Below are 16,091 nucleotides of genomic sequence, written 5' to 3'. Positions count from 1 at the left end.
GTGGGCAAACAGAGCGGTCGCGCCCGGTATGACCACGCCGGTTCCGGCGCCGTCCGGCTGGAAATGCTCGCATCCCCGAGCCGCTTCCGGCGACGGCCACGGAGCCGTCCCGATCCGTGCGCAGCACAGTCGTCCCACGCGCCCTCAGCTGCGCGAGCGTACCCGGTGCGGGGTGTCCGTAGCGGTTGCCCGCGCCGACGGGGACGATCGCGAGTCGTGGCCGGATCCGGTCCTGCAGACCGGGGTCCTGGTGCGCCGAGCCGTGGTGGGCCACCTTGAGCACGTCCACCGGGCCCAGTTCCGGATGCGCCCTCAAGAGGGCCTGCTGGGCGGGCGGTTCGAGGTCTCCCGGCAGCAGCAGCGTCAGACCCGACGTGCGCACCAGCAGGACGACGCTCGCGTCGTTGGGGCCGTCCGGGGGCGGGCCGGAAGCCGGCGGCCAGAGCACCTGCCATTCCAGCGGCCCGGCCCTGCGCCGCTCCCCCGCCGCCGTCGGGACGACGGGGACCCGGGCGGCCGCCGCGGTGCGCCGGACCACGGCCGCCTGCGCGGCCGGCTCCTGCAGGACGGTGGTCTGGATCACACCGACGGAGCGGCCCCGCAGCACCCCGGACAGCCCTCCCACGTGGTCGGCGTGAAAATGCGTCAGCAGGAGCAGTGGGACGCGTCTCACACCCAGGGCCCGCAGGCAGGAGTCGACCGGGCCGGGCTCCGGACCGGTGTCCACGACGACGGCCGTCCCGGGACCGGCGGAGAGGACGGCGGCGTCCCCCTGCCCCACCGCGCACTGCGCGTAGGTCCAGTCCGGCGGCGGCCAGCCGGTGATCACCCGGGTCGGCAGCGGCGGCCGCACCACCGCGACCAGCAGCAACACCACCAGGCCGGCCCGGACCCCGCGCCGCCGTCCGTAGCGGACTCCGAGCCCGACGACGGCCGCCGTGACGAGGACCAGGAGCAGCCCTCCGCCGAGCCCGCCGGGCCAGGGCAGCTCCGCCCCCGGCAGCCGGGACCCCGCCCGCGCCACGGCCGCGATCCACCCCGCCGGTACCCCCGCGCACCAGGCGAGCGCCTTCGCCGCGGGCAGGGACAGCGGGGCCACTGCGAGGACCGTGAAGCCGAGCACCGTGGCCGGACCCGCCGCCAGCTCCGCCAACAGGTTGCAGGGCACCGCGACGAGGCTCACCCGGGCGGAGAGCACGACCACCACCGGCGCGCACACCGCCTGCGCCGCGGCGGCCGCCCCGAGCGCGTCGGCGAGCCTCGGCCGCATCCCCCGCCGCCGCAGGGCCTCGCCCCACCTCGGCCCGAGGGTGAGCAGCGCCCCGGTGGCCAGCACGGAGAGCAGGAAACCGTAGCTGCGCGCCAGCCACGGGTCGTACAGCACCAGCAGCACCACGGCCGCGGCCAGCGCCGGGATCAGGGACCTGCGCCGCCCGGTGGCGAGGGCGAGCAGGGTCACCGCCCCGCAGGCGGCGGCCCGCAGCACGCTCGGCTCGGGCCGGCACACCACCACGAACGCCAGCGTCAGCGCGGCCCCGCCCAGGGCCGTGGCCCGCAGCGACAGCCCCAGGCGGGGCGCGAGCCCGCTCCGCTCGGCCTGCTGCGCGCGGGCCGGGGACCCGATGAGCAGGTACAGCACCACGGTCAGGTTGGACCCGGAGACGGCCAGCAGGTGCAGCAGATCGGTGGCCTCGAACGCCGCGTGCAGGTCGGGCGGCACCCGGGAGGTGTCGCCGACCACCAGCCCCGGCAGCAGGGCCCGCGCGTCGGCGGGGAGCCCTTCGGTGGCCTCCCGCAGCCCGGCCCGCAGGCTCCCCGCCAGGCGCTGCGCCGCACCGGGGCCGCCGCTCACCCCGGGCGGGGTGCCGACGGCCGGCCGCAGCAGCGCCACGGCCCGTTCCCCGTCCAGCGCCGGTGCCAGCCGGGCGGCCACCGTCAGCCGGGTCGAGGGTTGCAGCGCGGCCCATCCCGGGTGCCCGGCCAGCACCCGCACCGGTGTCCGGACCCGGGTCGTCACCCCGTCGGGCCCGGTCACCCGGGTCACCACCGCGTCCAGGACCACCCCGGGCGGCCCGCTCCCGCCCCGGGTGGCGCGGGGGTCCGAGCCGACGGTGAGCTCCACCAGGACCCGGGCGTGCTCCCGGGCCAGCCCGGCCACGGGCCCCGCCCGCGCCTCCGCCCGCTCCAGCCCGGCCACCCCCGCCCCGGCGGCCGCGCACAGCAGCGCGGCGGCCGCGGCCGTACCTACCCGCCACAGCGGCTGCGGCCGGCGGGAGGCCGCCAGCAGCAGCACCCCCGCCACGGCCACCGCGAGCCCCGCTCCGACGGCGGTCCACGCCCCGGGCAGCCCTAGCGCGAGGGCGGCCGCTCCCCAGACGGCCACCGCCGGCCCCGCCAGCCGCAGGTCCACCGCCACGGCCCCGCCCCGCTCCGGGGTGCTCACGGCCGCACCAGCCCGCGCAGGTCGGCGAACCGGCGCTCGCCGATGCCGTCGACCTGCCGGAGGTCCTCGACGGTGCGGAAGCCGCCCCGGGCGGTACGGAAGTCGACGATGTGCCGCGCGAGCACCGGGCCGACCCCGGGCAGCCCGTCCAGCTGCTCGACGGTGGCACTGGCCAGGCTCAACGGGCCGGGGCCCGGTCCGGCAGCCCCCGGGCTTCCCGGGCCGCCCTGACCCGGCTGCGCGGTGGCTCCCACCAGCACCTGCTCGCCGTCCACCAGGATCCGGGCCCGGTTGAGCCCGGTGGTGTCGGTGCCGGGCACCACTCCCCCGGCGGCGGCCAGCGCGTCCTCCACCCGCGAGCCGCCGGGCAGCCGCCGCACCCCCGGTTCCCGGACCCCACCGCCGACGTCCACCACGATCCGCTCCCCTCCGCCGACGGCCGGGGCGCCCGGGACCGAGGGCGGCGAGGACGGCACGGACGGCGGGGCGACCACCGCGGGGGCCGTCACCGGCCGCGGACGCCCGGACCAGTACTGCTGGGCGGCGAATCCGAGCGCCGCGACCAACACGACGGCGACGGCCACCACCGTCCGCGGCTCCATCCCGCACCGGGCCTGCACCCACACCGGCATCCGCTCCCGCACCGCCGGCCACCGAGCCCCCGCACCGGCCCCCCTCGGCCCGGCCGACGTGCCGCGCCCCTCCGCCGCCCGGACGGCCGGTTCCACGGGCCCGACCGGCTCGTCCGACCCCCCGGGCACCCCCCGCCCGGCGTGCGCCCCCGGCACCCGGGTCACCGACCGCCCAACAGCCGCCAGAGACACTCTCCGCACCCGCGGCACTCTGGGCACCCCACCCGCCCCGGTCACCCCGGGCTCCACTGGCTCGACCGGTCCCACCGAACCCTCTTGGCTCACCAGTCCAACCGGACTCACCAGCCCAACCGGCCCCGTCCGCTCCACCGGCCCGACGAATGCCCTCGCCGCCCCCGACGTCACCCCCGCTGCCGCCTCCGCCGGCCCCGCCACCTCGGGCCAGACCTGGGGATAGGCGCCCGGCCAGGGCTCCGCGTCGGGCGGTGGATCGGCCACCCGCCCCGGGACCTCCACCCCGGCCCCGGCTCCCGGCCCCGACCGCGTCCGCGAAGGCCGCTCCGGCCCCGGCTCCGCCCGCGGCTGCGGCTCCAGCTGCGACAGCACCCCGGCCCCGGGGTTCGCCCCCGGCCTCGACCCCGGTCCCGCCCCTGCCCCTGCCGCTCCCGGCGTCGCCCGCGGGTTGCCCGCCAGCAGGGCCTGCGCCCGGCGCCGTACCACGGCGGGGTCCGCCCGGGGCCTCGACCGGATCCGCCCGTCGGAGCCACGGACCCGCCCAGGCGCGGCACCCAACCCGCGAGCACCACCCGCGCCACCCCCGCCCCGCAGGGCGGCGTCGTGACCGACCACCACTTCAGAAGCCCCGGAACGGCGCGGGGCACGCATGCGAAGAGTCATGCCACGACGCTAGGACCGATCCCCGATCCCCGTTCGGAGTCACCGATTCCGGTGGATGGAGCGCCCGTTGTGGACAACTCCGCCACCCGTTCCGGTGATCAGCGGGGCGACACGACCGCCGCCAGCAGCCCCGGCCCGGTGTGCGCGCCGATCACAGCTCCGACCTCGCTGACGTGCAGCTCGACCAGACCCGGGATGCGTTCGCGGAGCCGCTGGGCGAGCTTCTCGGCCCGCTCCGGGGCCGCGAGGTGGTGCACGGCGACGTCGACGCTGCGCGTCCCGGCCCGCTCGACCGCCAGCTCCTCCAGGCGCGCGATGGCCTTGGAGGCGGTCCGTACCTTCTCCAGCATCTCGATCCGCCCGCCGTCCAGCGTCAGCAGCGGCTTGACGGCCAGTGCCGACCCCAGGAGGGCCTGCGCGGCCCCGATCCGGCCGCCCCGGCGCAGGTAGTCGAGGGTGTCCACGTAGAAGTACGCCGCCATCTCCCCGGCCCGCTTCTCGGCCGCGGCCACGGCCTCGTCGACGGAGCCCCCCGCGTCGGCCGCCTCCGCCGCGGCGAGGGCGCAGAAGCCGAGGGCCATCGCGACCATCCCGGTGTCGACGACACGGACCGGGACGGGGGCCGTCTTGGCCGCGACCACGGCGGCGTCGTAGGTGCCCGAGAACTCGGCGGACAGGTGCAGGCTCACGATGCCCGTCGCACCGGCGTCCGCGGCCGCCCGGTAGGCCCGTACGAACTCCTCCGGACCTGGGCGGGAGGTGGTCACGGGCCGGCGCTTCTGGAGGGCCACGGCGAGGCTGCGGGCCGAGATCTCGGTGCCCTCTTCGAGGGCCTCGTCCCCCAGGACCACGGTCAGGGGGACTGCGGTGATTCCGTGCCGCGCCATCGCCGGTGGGGGCAGATAGGCCGTGGAATCGGTGACGATCGCGACATGGCGGGACATGAGCCGGAGGTTACCGCCACTGCGGTGCATCCGGCAGCCCGGCCCTCGCCCGCCCCTCCCTTCAGGTGGTGGCCTCCGGCCTGGGCGTCTTCTGCCAGGGGTAGTGCGTCACCGGTGTGGAGGGGTTCAGCGCCGCCGGGCGCGGCCCGGCGGCCGGAGCCCCGCCACCGGCAGCAGCCCCGCCGGCTTTCGCCGCGGTCTCCGCCGCGGCCGCGAGGTCGTCCACCGACTCCCGGGACCAGTCCCGCAGCGCCCCCGACTCGACCTCGATCTGCTCCGACAGGGCCGTGAGGTCGTCCTGCGCGAACCTGCGGGCCCGGTCCCGCGCGGCCCACCGCAGCGAGTCCGAGGCCTCTTTGATCTTCGCGGTGCGTTCCCGCAGCTCAGGAAGGCCGTCGGCGATCCGGCGCCGGTCCGGCTCCTGCTCCAGCCGCTTCAGCTCCTCGTCGAGCTCGTGGCCGTGCGCGCTCAGCCGCTCGAAGAGCCCGATCGACTCCTTAAGCGAGCTGTCCGTCTGCACCCCCTGGTACAGCGCCTGCTGCGTGGCCCGCATCGAGGTCCGCAGATCCAGCCGCAACTGCGCCAGGGCCCCCGCGACCCCGACCTGACCGAGGCTCTTCGCCTTCAGGGTCGTGTCCTCGACGTGGCGGCGGGCCTGGGTGATCGTCCGGTCCACGCCGCGCTTCGCCGCGCCGACCACCTTCACGGTGACCCACACGCCCAGCCCCAGAAAGGCGAACAGCACCAACAGGGCAAAGATGATCAAAGCGCCCGCCTCCATGAGGTTTCCTTCCTCCGCCGTCCGTCCCCTTCCACCGTAAACGCCACGGGCAGGTCGGGGGTTCCAAACGAACCCCCAACCTGCCCGTACGGGATCTCCCCCATGCCGGGGGTCCACTCGGCTCAGATGGCTCAGATGACGATGTTCACCAGCTTCGGCGCGCGCACGATCACCTTGCGGATCTCGGCGCCGCCCAGGGCCGCCACGACGGCCGCGTCCGTGACCGCCAGCTGCTCCAGGTCCGCGTCCGAGATGGCCGGCGGCACCTCCAGGCGCGCCTTGACCTTGCCCTTGACCTGCACCACGCAGGTGACGGTCTCGTCCACGACGTACGCCGGGTCCGCGACCGGGAAGTCCTGGTGGACCACCGAGTCGGTGTGGCCCAGCCGGCGCCACAGCTCCTCCGCGATGTGCGGCGCCAGCGGGGCGACCAGCAGCACCAGCCGCTCGGCGACCGAGCGCTCCAGCGGCCGGCCCGCCTTCGTCAGGGTGTTGTTCAGCTCGGTGATCTTGGCGATGGCGGTGTTGAACCGCAGGCCCGCCATGTCGCCGCCGACCCCGTCGATCGCCTTGTGCAGGGCGCGCAGGGTGTCCTCGCCCGGCTCACCGTCCACGACGGTGACCGCGCCGCTCTCCTCGTCGACGACGTTGCGCCACAGGCGCTGCAGCAGCCGGTACTGGCCGACCACGGCACGCGTGTCCCACGGGCGCGAGACGTCCAGCGGGCCCATCGCCATCTCGTACAGGCGCAGGGTGTCCGCGCCGTACTCCTCGCAGATCTCGTCGGGCGTGACGGCGTTCTTCAGGGACTTGCCCATCTTGCCGTGCTCGCGCTTGACGGGCTCGCCCTGGTGGAAGTAGCCGCCGTCGCGCTCCTCGACCTCGGCCGCCGGCACGTACACGCCGCGCGCGTCCGTGTACGCGTAGGCCTGGATCATGCCCTGGTTGAACAGCTTGTGGAACGGCTCGGCCGAGGAGACGTGTCCCAGGTCGAACAGGACCTTGGACCAGAACCGCGCGTACAGCAGGTGCAGGACCGCGTGCTCGGCACCGCCGACGTACAGGTCGACGCCACCGTGCGGAGCGCCCTCGTTCGGTCCCATCCAGTACTGCTCGATCGCCGGGTCGACCAGGGCCGAGCCGTTGTTCGGGTCCAGGTAGCGCAGCTCGTACCAGCAGGAGCCGGCCCAGTTCGGCATGGTGTTGGTCTCGCGCCGGAACGCGCGCACCCCGCGGCCGTCGCCCAGGTCCAGCTCGACGTTGACCCACGCCTCGTTGCGGGACAGCGGGGTCTCCGGCTTGGAGGTCGCGTCGTCCGGCTCGAAGGTGCGCGGCGAGTAGTCCTCGACCTCCGGCAGTTCCAGCGGCAGCATCGACTCGGGCAGCGGGTAGGCGACGCCGTCCTCGTCGTAGACGATCGGGAAGGGCTCGCCCCAGTAGCGCTGGCGGCTGAACAGCCAGTCGCGCAGCCGGAAGTTGACGGTGCCCTCGCCGATACCGCGCCCGGAGAGCCAGTCGGTGATCGCGGCCTTGGCCTCGACGACGCCCAGGCCGTCCAGCGAGACGCCCTCGCCCGTCGAGTTGACGATGGTGCCGTCGTACGAGGAGAACGCGTCCTCCCACTCCAGCGGGTCGGCGTCACGGTCGTCCGTGGGCTGCACGACGCAGCGCATCGGCAGCTCGAAGGCGCGCGCGAACTCGAAGTCGCGGCTGTCGTGCGCCGGGACGGCCATGATCGCGCCGGTGCCGTAGCCCATCAGCACGTAGTCCGCGATGAACACGGGGACCAGGTCGCCGCTGACCGGGTTCGTCGCGTACGCGCCGGTGAAGACGCCGGTCTTGTCCTTGGCCTCGGCCTGGCGCTCGACGTCCGACTTCGCGGCGGCCTGCTTGCGGTACGCGTCCACCGCCTCGCGCGGGGTCGCGTTCCCGCCGGTCCACAGCTGGTGCGTGCCCTCGGGCCACTCGGCCGGGACGATCTTCCCGACCAGGTCGTGCTCGGGCGCCAGCACCATGTACGTCGCGCCGAACAGCGTGTCGGGGCGGGTCGTGAACACGGTGATCGCGCCGGCGTCACCGACGGGGAAGTCGACGCGCGCGCCCTCGCTCCGGCCGATCCAGTTGCGCTGCTGCAGCTTGATGGCCTCGGGCCAGTCCAGCGCGTCCAGGTCGTCCAGCAGGCGGTCGGCGTACGCCGTGATCCGCATGTTCCACTGGCTCAGCTTGGCCTTGAAGACCGGGAAGTTGCCGCGCTCGGACCGGCCGTCGGCGGTGACCTCCTCGTTGGCCAGTACGGTGCCCAGCCCGGGGCACCAGTTGACGGGCGCGTCGGAGGCGTAGGCCAGCCGGAAGCCGTTCAGGACGTCGGCGCGCTCGCCGGCGCTCAGCGCGGCCCAGGAAGCGCCGCCGGGCAGCTCACGGGAGCCGTCCTCGAAGGCGGCGACCAGCTCGGCGATAGGCCGGGCCTTCTTCGCGTCCGCGTCGTACCAGGAGTTGTAGATCTGCAGGAAGATCCACTGGGTCCACTTGTAGTACTCGGGGTCGATCGTCGCGAACGACCGGCGCTTGTCGTGGCCCAGGCCCAGCCTGCGCAGCTGGACCTTCATGTTCTCGATGTTCGCCTCGGTCGAGACCCGCGGGTGCGTGCCGGTCTGCACGGCGTACTGCTCGGCCGGCAGGCCGAAGGCGTCGAAGCCCAGGGTGTGCAGGACGTTGTGGCCGGACATCCGCTGGTGGCGCGCGAAGACGTCGGTGGCGATGTACCCGAGCGGGTGGCCGACGTGCAGGCCCGCCCCGGAGGGGTACGGGAACATGTCCATGATGAACTTCTTGGGGCGTGCGACGACCGCCGGGTCACCGGCCAGGTCGCCGGTCGGGTTCGGCGCCTCGTAGGTGCCTTCCGCGTCCCATACGTCCTGCCAGCGTGCCTCGATGTCGGCGGCCATGGCAGCCGTGTAACGGTGCGCCTCGGCCGCCTCGGGGGCCGGGGTGTTCGTCTCGCTCATGATTCCTGAAGCTCCATCGATCGTCTCTGCCGTCTCTGCCCGCCCAAACGAAAAAACCCCTCGCACAGGAGGGGACGCCGCGCCGATGCCGACTCGCTCGAAGGGGTCGGTACTGATCAGCGCGGCTCGGTAAGCAGAAGGCGTACGGCACGCATGGCGCCAGGGTACCGCAGGGCCTCCCGCGGACGCTCTGCCGTTCCGCACAACGGGCACAACGAGAAGCGGGCCACCCGATCCGGGCGGCCCGCTTCTTCACTGTGGAGCTAAGGAGAATTGAACTCCTGACCTCCTGCATGCCATGCAGGCGCTCTACCAACTGAGCTATAGCCCCTCGTCTTGCCTGCCGCCCGGCTTCCCGTTTCCGGTTCCCCTTGGCGACGTCCCAAACATTACACGGTCATGGCCCTGGTCCAAAAATCGGTTTCCGCGGAACCCGAGCCATGTCCGATATGACCCACATCATCCAGACTTACCGCGTCACGCGCGTGCGAACTGGTAGAACCGCTTCAGCGTGCAGTGCTCGTCGAGCAGCCGGCCGTAGATCGGCTCGCCCTCCAGCTCCCGGTACGTCTCGATCGGGTCGCCTTTTATGATCAGCGCCCGCGCGCATTCCTCGCACCAGTACTGGTAGTCGGGATTGACCGGGTCCATGTCCCGCACGATCGGCGTGCCGTTGTCGCACCAGTCGCACCGCCGCCGGTGTGCACCCATCCGTCAGCGACTCCCTCCCGCGTCGGGCCGTCGTGTCCCCCTCCGGCCGTCCGATTCTGCCATGCCCGTACCGGCCGGGTCAGCAAGCGCAAAGGGAACAAACGCAAGGATCCCGCCCCCTGTTGGGGACGGGATCCTTCACTGTGGAGCTAAGGAGAATTGAACTCCTGACCTCCTGCATGCCATGCAGGCGCTCTACCAACTGAGCTATAGCCCCGCTCTCCGCCGCGCTTCCCCCGTTTCCGGTGTTCTTCGCTGCGAACAAGAAGAACTCTAGCCTGTGACCAGCCGGAAAGTGAAATCCGGGTCCGAGGCGCCCTGCGGCGGCCCTCAGTCGTCGTCGCCGAGGACCGGCTCCGGCAGCGTGCCGGCGTTGTGCTCCATCAGGCGCCAGCCGCGCGCGCCCTCGCCGAGGACGGACCAGCAGCAGTTGGAGAGGCCGCCGAGGCCTTCCCAGTAGTGCGCCTCCAGGCCCAGCAGGCGGCCGATCGTCGTACGGATGGTGCCGCCGTGGCTGACGACGACGAGCGTGCCGCCCTCCGGCAGTTGGCCGGCGTGGCGCAGGACCACCGGGGCGGCACGGTCGGCCACCTCGGTCTCCAGCTCGCCGCCGCCGCGGCGGACGGGCTCGCCACGCTTCCACGCGGCGTACTGCTCGCCGTACTTGTCGAGGATCTCCTCGTGGGTGAGCCCCTGCCAGTCACCGGCGTACGTCTCGCGCAGCGCCTCGTCGTGCTCCACCGGCAGGCCCGTGACGGCGGCCAGCTCGGCCGCCGTGGCGGAGGCCCGGCTCAGGTCGGAGGCCACGATGGCGTCGGGCCGGAGGGAGGCGAGCAGCCGGGCGGCACGGCGCGCCTGCGCCACACCGGTCTCGGTCAGCCGGATGTCCGTGGAGCCCTGGAAGCGGCGCTCCAGGTTCCACGAGGTCTGGCCGTGCCGCCAGAGGACGATCTTCCTGCCGGACTTGCCCGCGTCGGCCGTGCTCAGAACAGATCACCGTCCAGTTCGTCGTCGCCCGCCGCCTCGCGCAGCTTGGCGTGCTCCTCGGCCTTGCCGATGGTGAGCTTGGCGTCCTCGGGGAGCTCGATCTCGGGGCAGTCCTTCCACAGGCGCTCCAGCGCGTAGAAGACGCGCTCCTCGCTGTGCTGGACGTGCACGACGATGTCGACGTAGTCGAGCAGGATCCAGCGGGCGTCGCGGTCGCCTTCGCGGCGCACCGGCTTGGCACCGAGCTCCTTGAGCAGCCGCTCCTCGATCTCGTCCACGATCGACTTGACCTGGCGGTCGTTGGGCGCGGAGGCGAGCAGGAAGGCATCGGTGATCGACAGCACGTCGCTGACGTCGTACGCGATGATGTCGTGCGCGAGCCGGTCGGCCGCGGCCTGGGCGGCGGCGGTGATGAGCTCGATGGAGCGGTCCGTGGCGGTCACTGGCCATGCTTTCGGGTTGGCGGGCAGATCCTTACAAGGGTCTCATGTACCGCCGACACCGCCCGCGCGTTACGTTCCGCGCGGGCGGAGCACCAGGTCAGAGCCGGGGCCGGGGCATTCCCACGGCCGTGTCGGGCGGGCTCAGGACGGCTTGTAGTCCTTGCCCAGCGTCACCACGATGTCCGCGTTCACCGCGTTCTCGGCCTTCTTCACCGCCGCCTCCGGCAGCCCCAGCGTCTTGGCGACGCCGACGGCCCGGTCCCGCTGCGCGTCGTCCTGGTAGGTGATCTGCGAGGCGGGCGCCGTCCGGTCGGCCTTGCCGCCGTCCACGAAGGCGTAGCCGCCGTTGAGCAGGGCAGCCTTCGCCGCGACCTGCGCCTTCTCGTCACCGGTGGCGTCCTTGAGGCCCACCCGAGGGGCGGCGCCGGGCTGGGCGGCCGTGAAGGAGCCGCCGAGGAGCTCCTTGACGACCCGCTTGTTGGCGTCGTCGGTGAGGCCGCCGTCCGGCTTCACGGAGAGCACCTCGGTGCGGTAGGCGCCCACCTTGGCGTGCTCGCCGATGCGCGACAGCAGGGCGCCGAGGCTCTGCGCGTCCAGGCCCGGGTCCAGGATCTGGCCCATGCTCTCGACGGTCGTGGCCGCCGCCTTCGGGTCACCGGGGATCTTGCGCAGCACGGCGTACAGCACCTTGCCGGTGCGCTCCAGCTGCTTGGCCTCCGGCTCGCCCTGGGCCCGGTGGGTGGCGTACGCGACGGCCATCGCGCCGGTCAGGGACTGCTTGGGGCCCTGGCCCACGGCGGGGGCCTTGGCCTGGTCGTCGGCCGGGACCGCCGTGTCCGTGTCCACCTCGATGCCGCCGACCAGGTCGACGAGGCGTTCCAGGAAGGGGGTGTCCAGTCGCCAGGTGCCGCCGATGTGGGTGCCGAGCACGGTGTCGAGGGCTTCGCGGGTGCCGAGGCTGCCGTCCTCGACCGATTTGCCGAGGGAGGTTCCGGTGCCGTCCTCCTTGGCGACGCCGAGGGTGTTGGGGAGCAGGACGGTGGCGCCCTGCTTCGCGGTGACGTTGTCCACGAGGAGGACGGTCGAGCTGCCGCCGCGCTTGGTGTTGCGGAGGTGGACGACGATCATGTCGCGCTTCTGCGCCCCGGTGGCGGCCGCGGCGGCCTTCTTCTGCCCGGGGCCGTCGAGGAAGGGCAGCTTGCCCGCGTACCAGAGGTAGCCGAGGCCGCAGACGACGAACAGGGCCAGGACGACGATCAGCGCGACCACCCGGTTGCGGCCGCGGCGGCGGGCCTCCTCGCGGCGCTCGGTGCGGCTCTCCGTGAAGGCGAGCCAGTCGATGACGTCCTCGGAGTCGTCGTCCTGCTGTTCGATGAAGGCGAACTGCTCGGTGTGGTAGCCGGCGGCCGCCTCCGGGTCCGCGGCGGCCTCCCGGCGCGGCGCGGGCACGGACCGCGGCTCCGGCCCCCCTTGGGCCTGGGGGGCCTGCGGGGCCTGCTCGGCGGCCGGCTCGGCGTGCTGCTGCGGGATCCACTGCCGGTCCTGCCGGGTGTCGTACCCGTAGGAAGGGTCCTGGGGCGGGGCTGCCTGGGGCTGGGGAGACTGGGGGTACTCCTGCTGCGGCACGTGATACTGCTGCTGCCCCGGCGCCCCCTGGTCGTACGACTGCCCGTACGAGGGGTCGTACGTCTGCCCGTACGCCTGCTCGTACTGCTGCTCGTACCGCGGCGGGGCGGGCTGGACGGACTGCGCGGGCACCTGGCCGTACACCGGTCTGCCGTAAGGGTCGTAGCCGATGAGCTGCTGCCGGCCGGCGTACGGGTCGTACGGCTCCTGTGGGTCGTTCACCGCGGGGCCCCTCTCTCCGGAAGCTCAGGCTCCCCGGTACAGCTCACGCTTGTCGATGTAGCGCACCACACCGTCCGGCACCAGGTACCAGACGGGATCGCCCTGCGCGACGCGCGCACGGCAGCCGGTGGAGGAGATCGCCAGCGCGGGTACCTCGACCAGCGAGACCCCGCCCTCGGGCAGGCCGTCGTCGGTGAGCACGTGGCCGGGCCGGGTCACTCCGATGAAGTGGGCGAGGGAGAACAGCTCGTCGGCGTTGCGCCAGGTCAGGATCTGCGCGAGGGCGTCGGCGCCGGTGATGAAGAAGAGGTCGGCGTCGGCGTTGAGCGCGCTCAGGTCCCGCAGGGTGTCGATCGTGTACGTCGGACCGCCGCGGTCGATGTCGATGCGGCTCACCGAGAACTGCGGGTTCGAGGCCGTCGCGATGACCGTCATCAGGTAGCGGTCCTCCGCGGGGGACACGGCCCGCTGCGACTTCTGCCACGGCTCGCCCGTCGGCACGAAGACCACCTCGTCGAGGTGGAAAAGGGCGGCCACTTCACTGGCGGCCACCAGGTGTCCGTGGTGGATCGGGTCGAACGTCCCGCCCATGACGCCGAGCCGGCGCTTGACCGGGCCCGTAGGCACTTCCTGCTCTCCCATGAGCGCAGAGCCTACTGGCCCGGTGGCACGTCCACGGCGGCCGGACCGGAACCCGAGCCGGGTCTAGCGGTCGCGGTTGAGGCGGGTGGTCACCCACAGCATCAGCAGCAGGATGCAGAAGGCGCCGCCGCCGGTCAGGTAGGGGCTCAGGCTGTCGTGGTTGCCGCCGTGCTGCTCGCCGCCCTCCGCAGCGAGAACGACCAGGTTGTGGGCGGTGGTGGAGAGGCTCATCAGGCATGTACCTATCGAGTCGGGAGCGGGCGGAGACTTCGCTCACATCGTATGCGGGGGCGCGGGGCACGCTCACGCCGACTCAGGCGTTGGAGAGTATGGACGTGAGGCAGCAGAGCCGATCGAGGGGGAGGGCGCTATGACGGACATCGGATTCGACAAGGGACCGGCACGCAACCGCAGGAGGTTCCCGGGCATTTCCTCGCGGGCGTACGAGCACCCCGCGGACCGCTCGGCCCTGGTGGCGCTGCGCAAGCTGAGCGGTTTCGACACGGTGTTCAAGGCGCTGAGCGGGCTGCTCCCGGAGCGCAGCCTGCGACTGCTGTTCCTGTCGGACTCGGTGCGCGTGGGCGAGACGCAGTTCCCCCACCTGCACGAGATGCTGCGCGACGCCTGTTACATCCTGGACCTGGAGCGGGTCCCGCTGATGTACGTGCAGCAGGATCCGCGGCCCAACGCCATGTGCATCGGGCTGGACGAGCCGATCATCGTCGTGACGACGGCGCTGGTGGAGCTGCTCGACGAGGAGGAGATGCGGGCGGTGATCGGCCACGAGGTGGGCCACGCGCTGTCCGGGCACGCCGTGTACCGCACGGTCCTGCTCTTCCTGACGAACCTCGCCCTGAAGGTGGCGTGGATCCCGCTGGGGACCGTCGCGATCACGGCGATAGTGACCGCGCTGCGGGAGTGGTTCCGCAAGTCGGAGCTCTCCGCGGACCGGGCCGGACTGCTGGTGGGACAGGACCTCAACGCCTCGATGCGGGGCCTGATGAAGCTCGCCGGCGGGAACCACCTGCACGAGATGAACGTGGACGCCTTCCTCGCCCAGGCCGAGGAGTACGAGGCGGGCGGGGACCTGCGCGACTCCGTCCTGAAGATCCTCAACATGCTGCCGCGGACGCACCCCTTCACCACGGTCCGGGCGGCCGAGCTGAAGAAGTGGTCCCAGAACCGGGACTACCAGCGGATCATGGACGGCCACTACCCGCGGCGCGAGGAGGACAAGGACACCTCGGTGACCGACTCCTTCCGCCAGTCCGCCTCCCACTACGCGGACTCCGTGCGCAGCAGCAAGGATCCGCTGATGAAGCTGGTCGGCGACATAGCGGGCGGCGCGGGCGACCTCGGCGGCAAGCTGCGCGACCGGTTCACCGGGGCCGCGGGAGGCGGCGGGTCCGCCGGATCCGGCCGCTCCGAGGGCAAGGACGCCGAGGGCCCCGGCGGGGCTACGAACCAGGGCTGACGGAGGCCGCCTCCCCCGGCGGCGCCGGGTCCCGGGTCGCGGGTGCGGGGCGCAGCGCGGCCGGGCTCGCGGGGGCCCGGGCCTCCGGATCCTGGGTCACCTGATCCTGGGGCGCGGGGGCTTGGGTCGCGGGGGCCTGGGCCCCGGGATCCGAGGTCGCCGGGTCCGTGCTCGCCGGGGGCTGGGCCAGGACGCCGCAGAGCCCGGCGGTCCGCCTCGGGTGACCGCCGGCGTACGGATCGCTCGCGGGCGGGCCGACGGTGGTGGGACCGGCCCCGGCCGGCAGCGGGCGGAAGCCCTCCGCGGGCTCGGTGGCGCAGTCCTGCGGCCCGGCCATCACGTACGCCGACACCAGCTCGGTCCGGCCCGTCGTGAGGTCCTCCCGGTCGAAGCGCATCCGCAACTCGCGGCGGACGGTGAACAGCGAGGCCCCGTCGGCGGCGGTCGGCGGGCCGGTGGCCGGGCGGACGGCGTACACGAAGGTGTGGTCGCTGGTGACCTCCAGCACCTCCGGGCTCAGCTCCTCGTAGGTGAGGGTGCCGCTGACCCGGACGCGGGAGTCGGCCACGACGGCCGTGTGCGGGTCGAAGCGGACCAGCCAGCCGGTGGCGGCGTGCCGGCCGTCGCCGGAGGGCGAGGCCATGCTCTCGTCGAACTGCGCGAGCTGGCCGGGGTCCAGCAGGACCCGCACGGGCCGGGAGGCGTTCCCGGCGAGCACGTCCGGGTCGAGGGAGGACTGCACCAGGTAGTCCTTGGCGATGGACAGGGCGGCGACGACCTGGCTCTCGGTGAAGTGGTGGGTGCGGCGCGCGGCCGGCAAGGTGATCCCGGCCGCCCCGACCCGGTACTCGGCCGCGGGGCCGCTCGCGTAGAGGTCCGCGGGCCGGCCCCCCGGTACGGCCGCGGCCGGCGCCAGGGGGACGACGGTGCTGCTCAGCGGCTCGGTGTTGCCGCCCGCCGGAGGGACGTAGGGGTTGCGCAGGCCCATGTAGACGGCGACCGCGAAGGCCGTGGCGATGAGCAGCACGAGCAGCATGCCCTGTCGGGCGCCGCGCCCCGGGGTGCCGTTGCCGTGCCCGGAGCCGGCTCCGGACCAGATGGACCGGCTGCGGACGGCCCGGGCGTGCCCGCCCATGCGTTCCCGGGCGGAGAACTCCTGGAGCCGGGCAGCGCGGACGAAGTCCTCGTCGAACACCACCGACCGGTACTCGTCCGGACGCAGTTCGTCGTCACCCTCGCCGATGCCCTCGGGGGTGCCGCCTGGTGGATCTCCTGGTACGGCCATCGCTTCTCCCCGCTGTCCCCGCTTCAGAGAAGCCCCCA

General features: G+C 73.4%; 12 protein-coding genes, 2 tRNA genes and 1 pseudogene. 1 reads left to right on the top strand and 14 read right to left on the bottom strand.

The genetic code is table 11. The annotated features are described in order from the left end of the window. Positions 1 to 64: 64 nt before the first annotated feature. The 13 genes and pseudogenes from OG295_RS23065 to OG295_RS23005 all read right to left on the bottom strand — a co-directional run. Positions 65 to 2,443, bottom strand: a pseudogene (locus tag OG295_RS23065) (ComEC/Rec2 family competence protein); the annotation flags it as partial. Then, a complete protein-coding gene (locus OG295_RS23060; protein ID WP_371678579.1) occupies positions 2,440 to 3,075 on the bottom strand; it encodes a helix-hairpin-helix domain-containing protein in 636 nt (211 codons plus the stop codon). The pseudogene OG295_RS23065 and the gene OG295_RS23060, both read right to left, overlap by 4 nt. Before the next feature lie 956 nt (positions 3,076 to 4,031). Further along, entirely contained in the window at positions 4,032 to 4,877 is an 846-nt protein-coding gene (locus OG295_RS23055; RefSeq protein WP_371678578.1) for a DegV family protein, read from the bottom strand. A 61-nt stretch (positions 4,878 to 4,938) separates the two neighbouring features. Beyond that, complete coding sequence (locus OG295_RS23050; RefSeq protein WP_371678577.1) at positions 4,939 to 5,658, bottom strand: hypothetical protein; 720 nt, start codon at positions 5,656 to 5,658, stop codon at positions 4,939 to 4,941. 131 nt (positions 5,659 to 5,789) lie between these two features. Beyond that, positions 5,790 to 8,663 (bottom strand): leucine--tRNA ligase, encoded by a 2,874-nt coding sequence (gene leuS / locus OG295_RS23045; protein ID WP_371678576.1) that lies wholly within the window; start codon positions 8,661 to 8,663, stop codon positions 5,790 to 5,792. A gap of 258 nt (positions 8,664 to 8,921) precedes the next feature. Further along, a tRNA-Ala gene (locus tag OG295_RS23040) sits at positions 8,922 to 8,994 on the bottom strand. A 146-nt stretch (positions 8,995 to 9,140) separates the two neighbouring features. Then, complete coding sequence (locus tag OG295_RS23035) at positions 9,141 to 9,374, bottom strand: hypothetical protein (RefSeq protein WP_030229679.1); 234 nt, start codon at positions 9,372 to 9,374, stop codon at positions 9,141 to 9,143. Between the two features lie 144 nt (positions 9,375 to 9,518). Next, a tRNA-Ala gene (locus OG295_RS23030) sits at positions 9,519 to 9,591 on the bottom strand. A 113-nt stretch (positions 9,592 to 9,704) separates the two neighbouring features. Continuing rightward, positions 9,705 to 10,361 carry a histidine phosphatase family protein gene (locus OG295_RS23025; RefSeq protein WP_371681272.1) on the bottom strand — a complete coding sequence of 219 codons (657 nt, stop codon included), beginning with the start codon at positions 10,359 to 10,361 and terminating at the stop codon, positions 9,705 to 9,707. Then, positions 10,358 to 10,804 (bottom strand): ribosome silencing factor, encoded by a 447-nt coding sequence (gene rsfS / locus OG295_RS23020; RefSeq protein ID WP_030008628.1) that lies wholly within the window; start codon positions 10,802 to 10,804, stop codon positions 10,358 to 10,360. Before rsfS ends, OG295_RS23025 begins: the two co-directional genes overlap by 4 nt. A gap of 141 nt (positions 10,805 to 10,945) precedes the next feature. Then, on the bottom strand, positions 10,946 to 12,652 hold the full coding sequence (locus OG295_RS23015) for an LCP family protein (protein ID WP_371678575.1): 1,707 nt from the start codon (positions 12,650 to 12,652) through the stop codon (positions 10,946 to 10,948). 24 nt (positions 12,653 to 12,676) lie between these two features. Then, positions 12,677 to 13,294, bottom strand: coding sequence for a nicotinate-nucleotide adenylyltransferase (gene nadD / locus OG295_RS23010; RefSeq protein WP_371678574.1), 618 nt, complete (start codon positions 13,292 to 13,294; stop codon positions 12,677 to 12,679). A gap of 63 nt (positions 13,295 to 13,357) precedes the next feature. Next, on the bottom strand, positions 13,358 to 13,525 hold the full coding sequence (locus tag OG295_RS23005; protein ID WP_037687136.1) for a hypothetical protein: 168 nt from the start codon (positions 13,523 to 13,525) through the stop codon (positions 13,358 to 13,360). A gap of 139 nt (positions 13,526 to 13,664) precedes the next feature. On the opposite strand from OG295_RS23005, the gene OG295_RS23000 reads away from it, so the two are divergent. Beyond that, the gene (locus OG295_RS23000) at positions 13,665 to 14,768 is read left to right on the top strand and encodes a M48 family metallopeptidase (RefSeq protein WP_371678573.1); all 1,104 of its coding nucleotides are present in this window, start codon (positions 13,665 to 13,667) and stop codon (positions 14,766 to 14,768) included. Here OG295_RS23000 and OG295_RS22995 read toward each other — a convergent pair. Then, a complete protein-coding gene (locus OG295_RS22995) occupies positions 14,752 to 16,053 on the bottom strand; it encodes a hypothetical protein (RefSeq protein WP_371678572.1) in 1,302 nt (433 codons plus the stop codon). The two genes, OG295_RS23000 and OG295_RS22995, sit on opposite strands and share 17 nt — an antisense overlap. Positions 16,054 to 16,091 lie beyond the last annotated feature (38 nt).

Source organism: Streptomyces sp. NBC_01276 (genome assembly GCF_041435355.1).
Classification (GTDB): domain Bacteria; phylum Actinomycetota; class Actinomycetes; order Streptomycetales; family Streptomycetaceae; genus Streptomyces.
The sequence above is the reverse complement of the archived record's forward strand: the minus strand, read 5'-3'. Positions and strand labels throughout refer to the sequence as shown.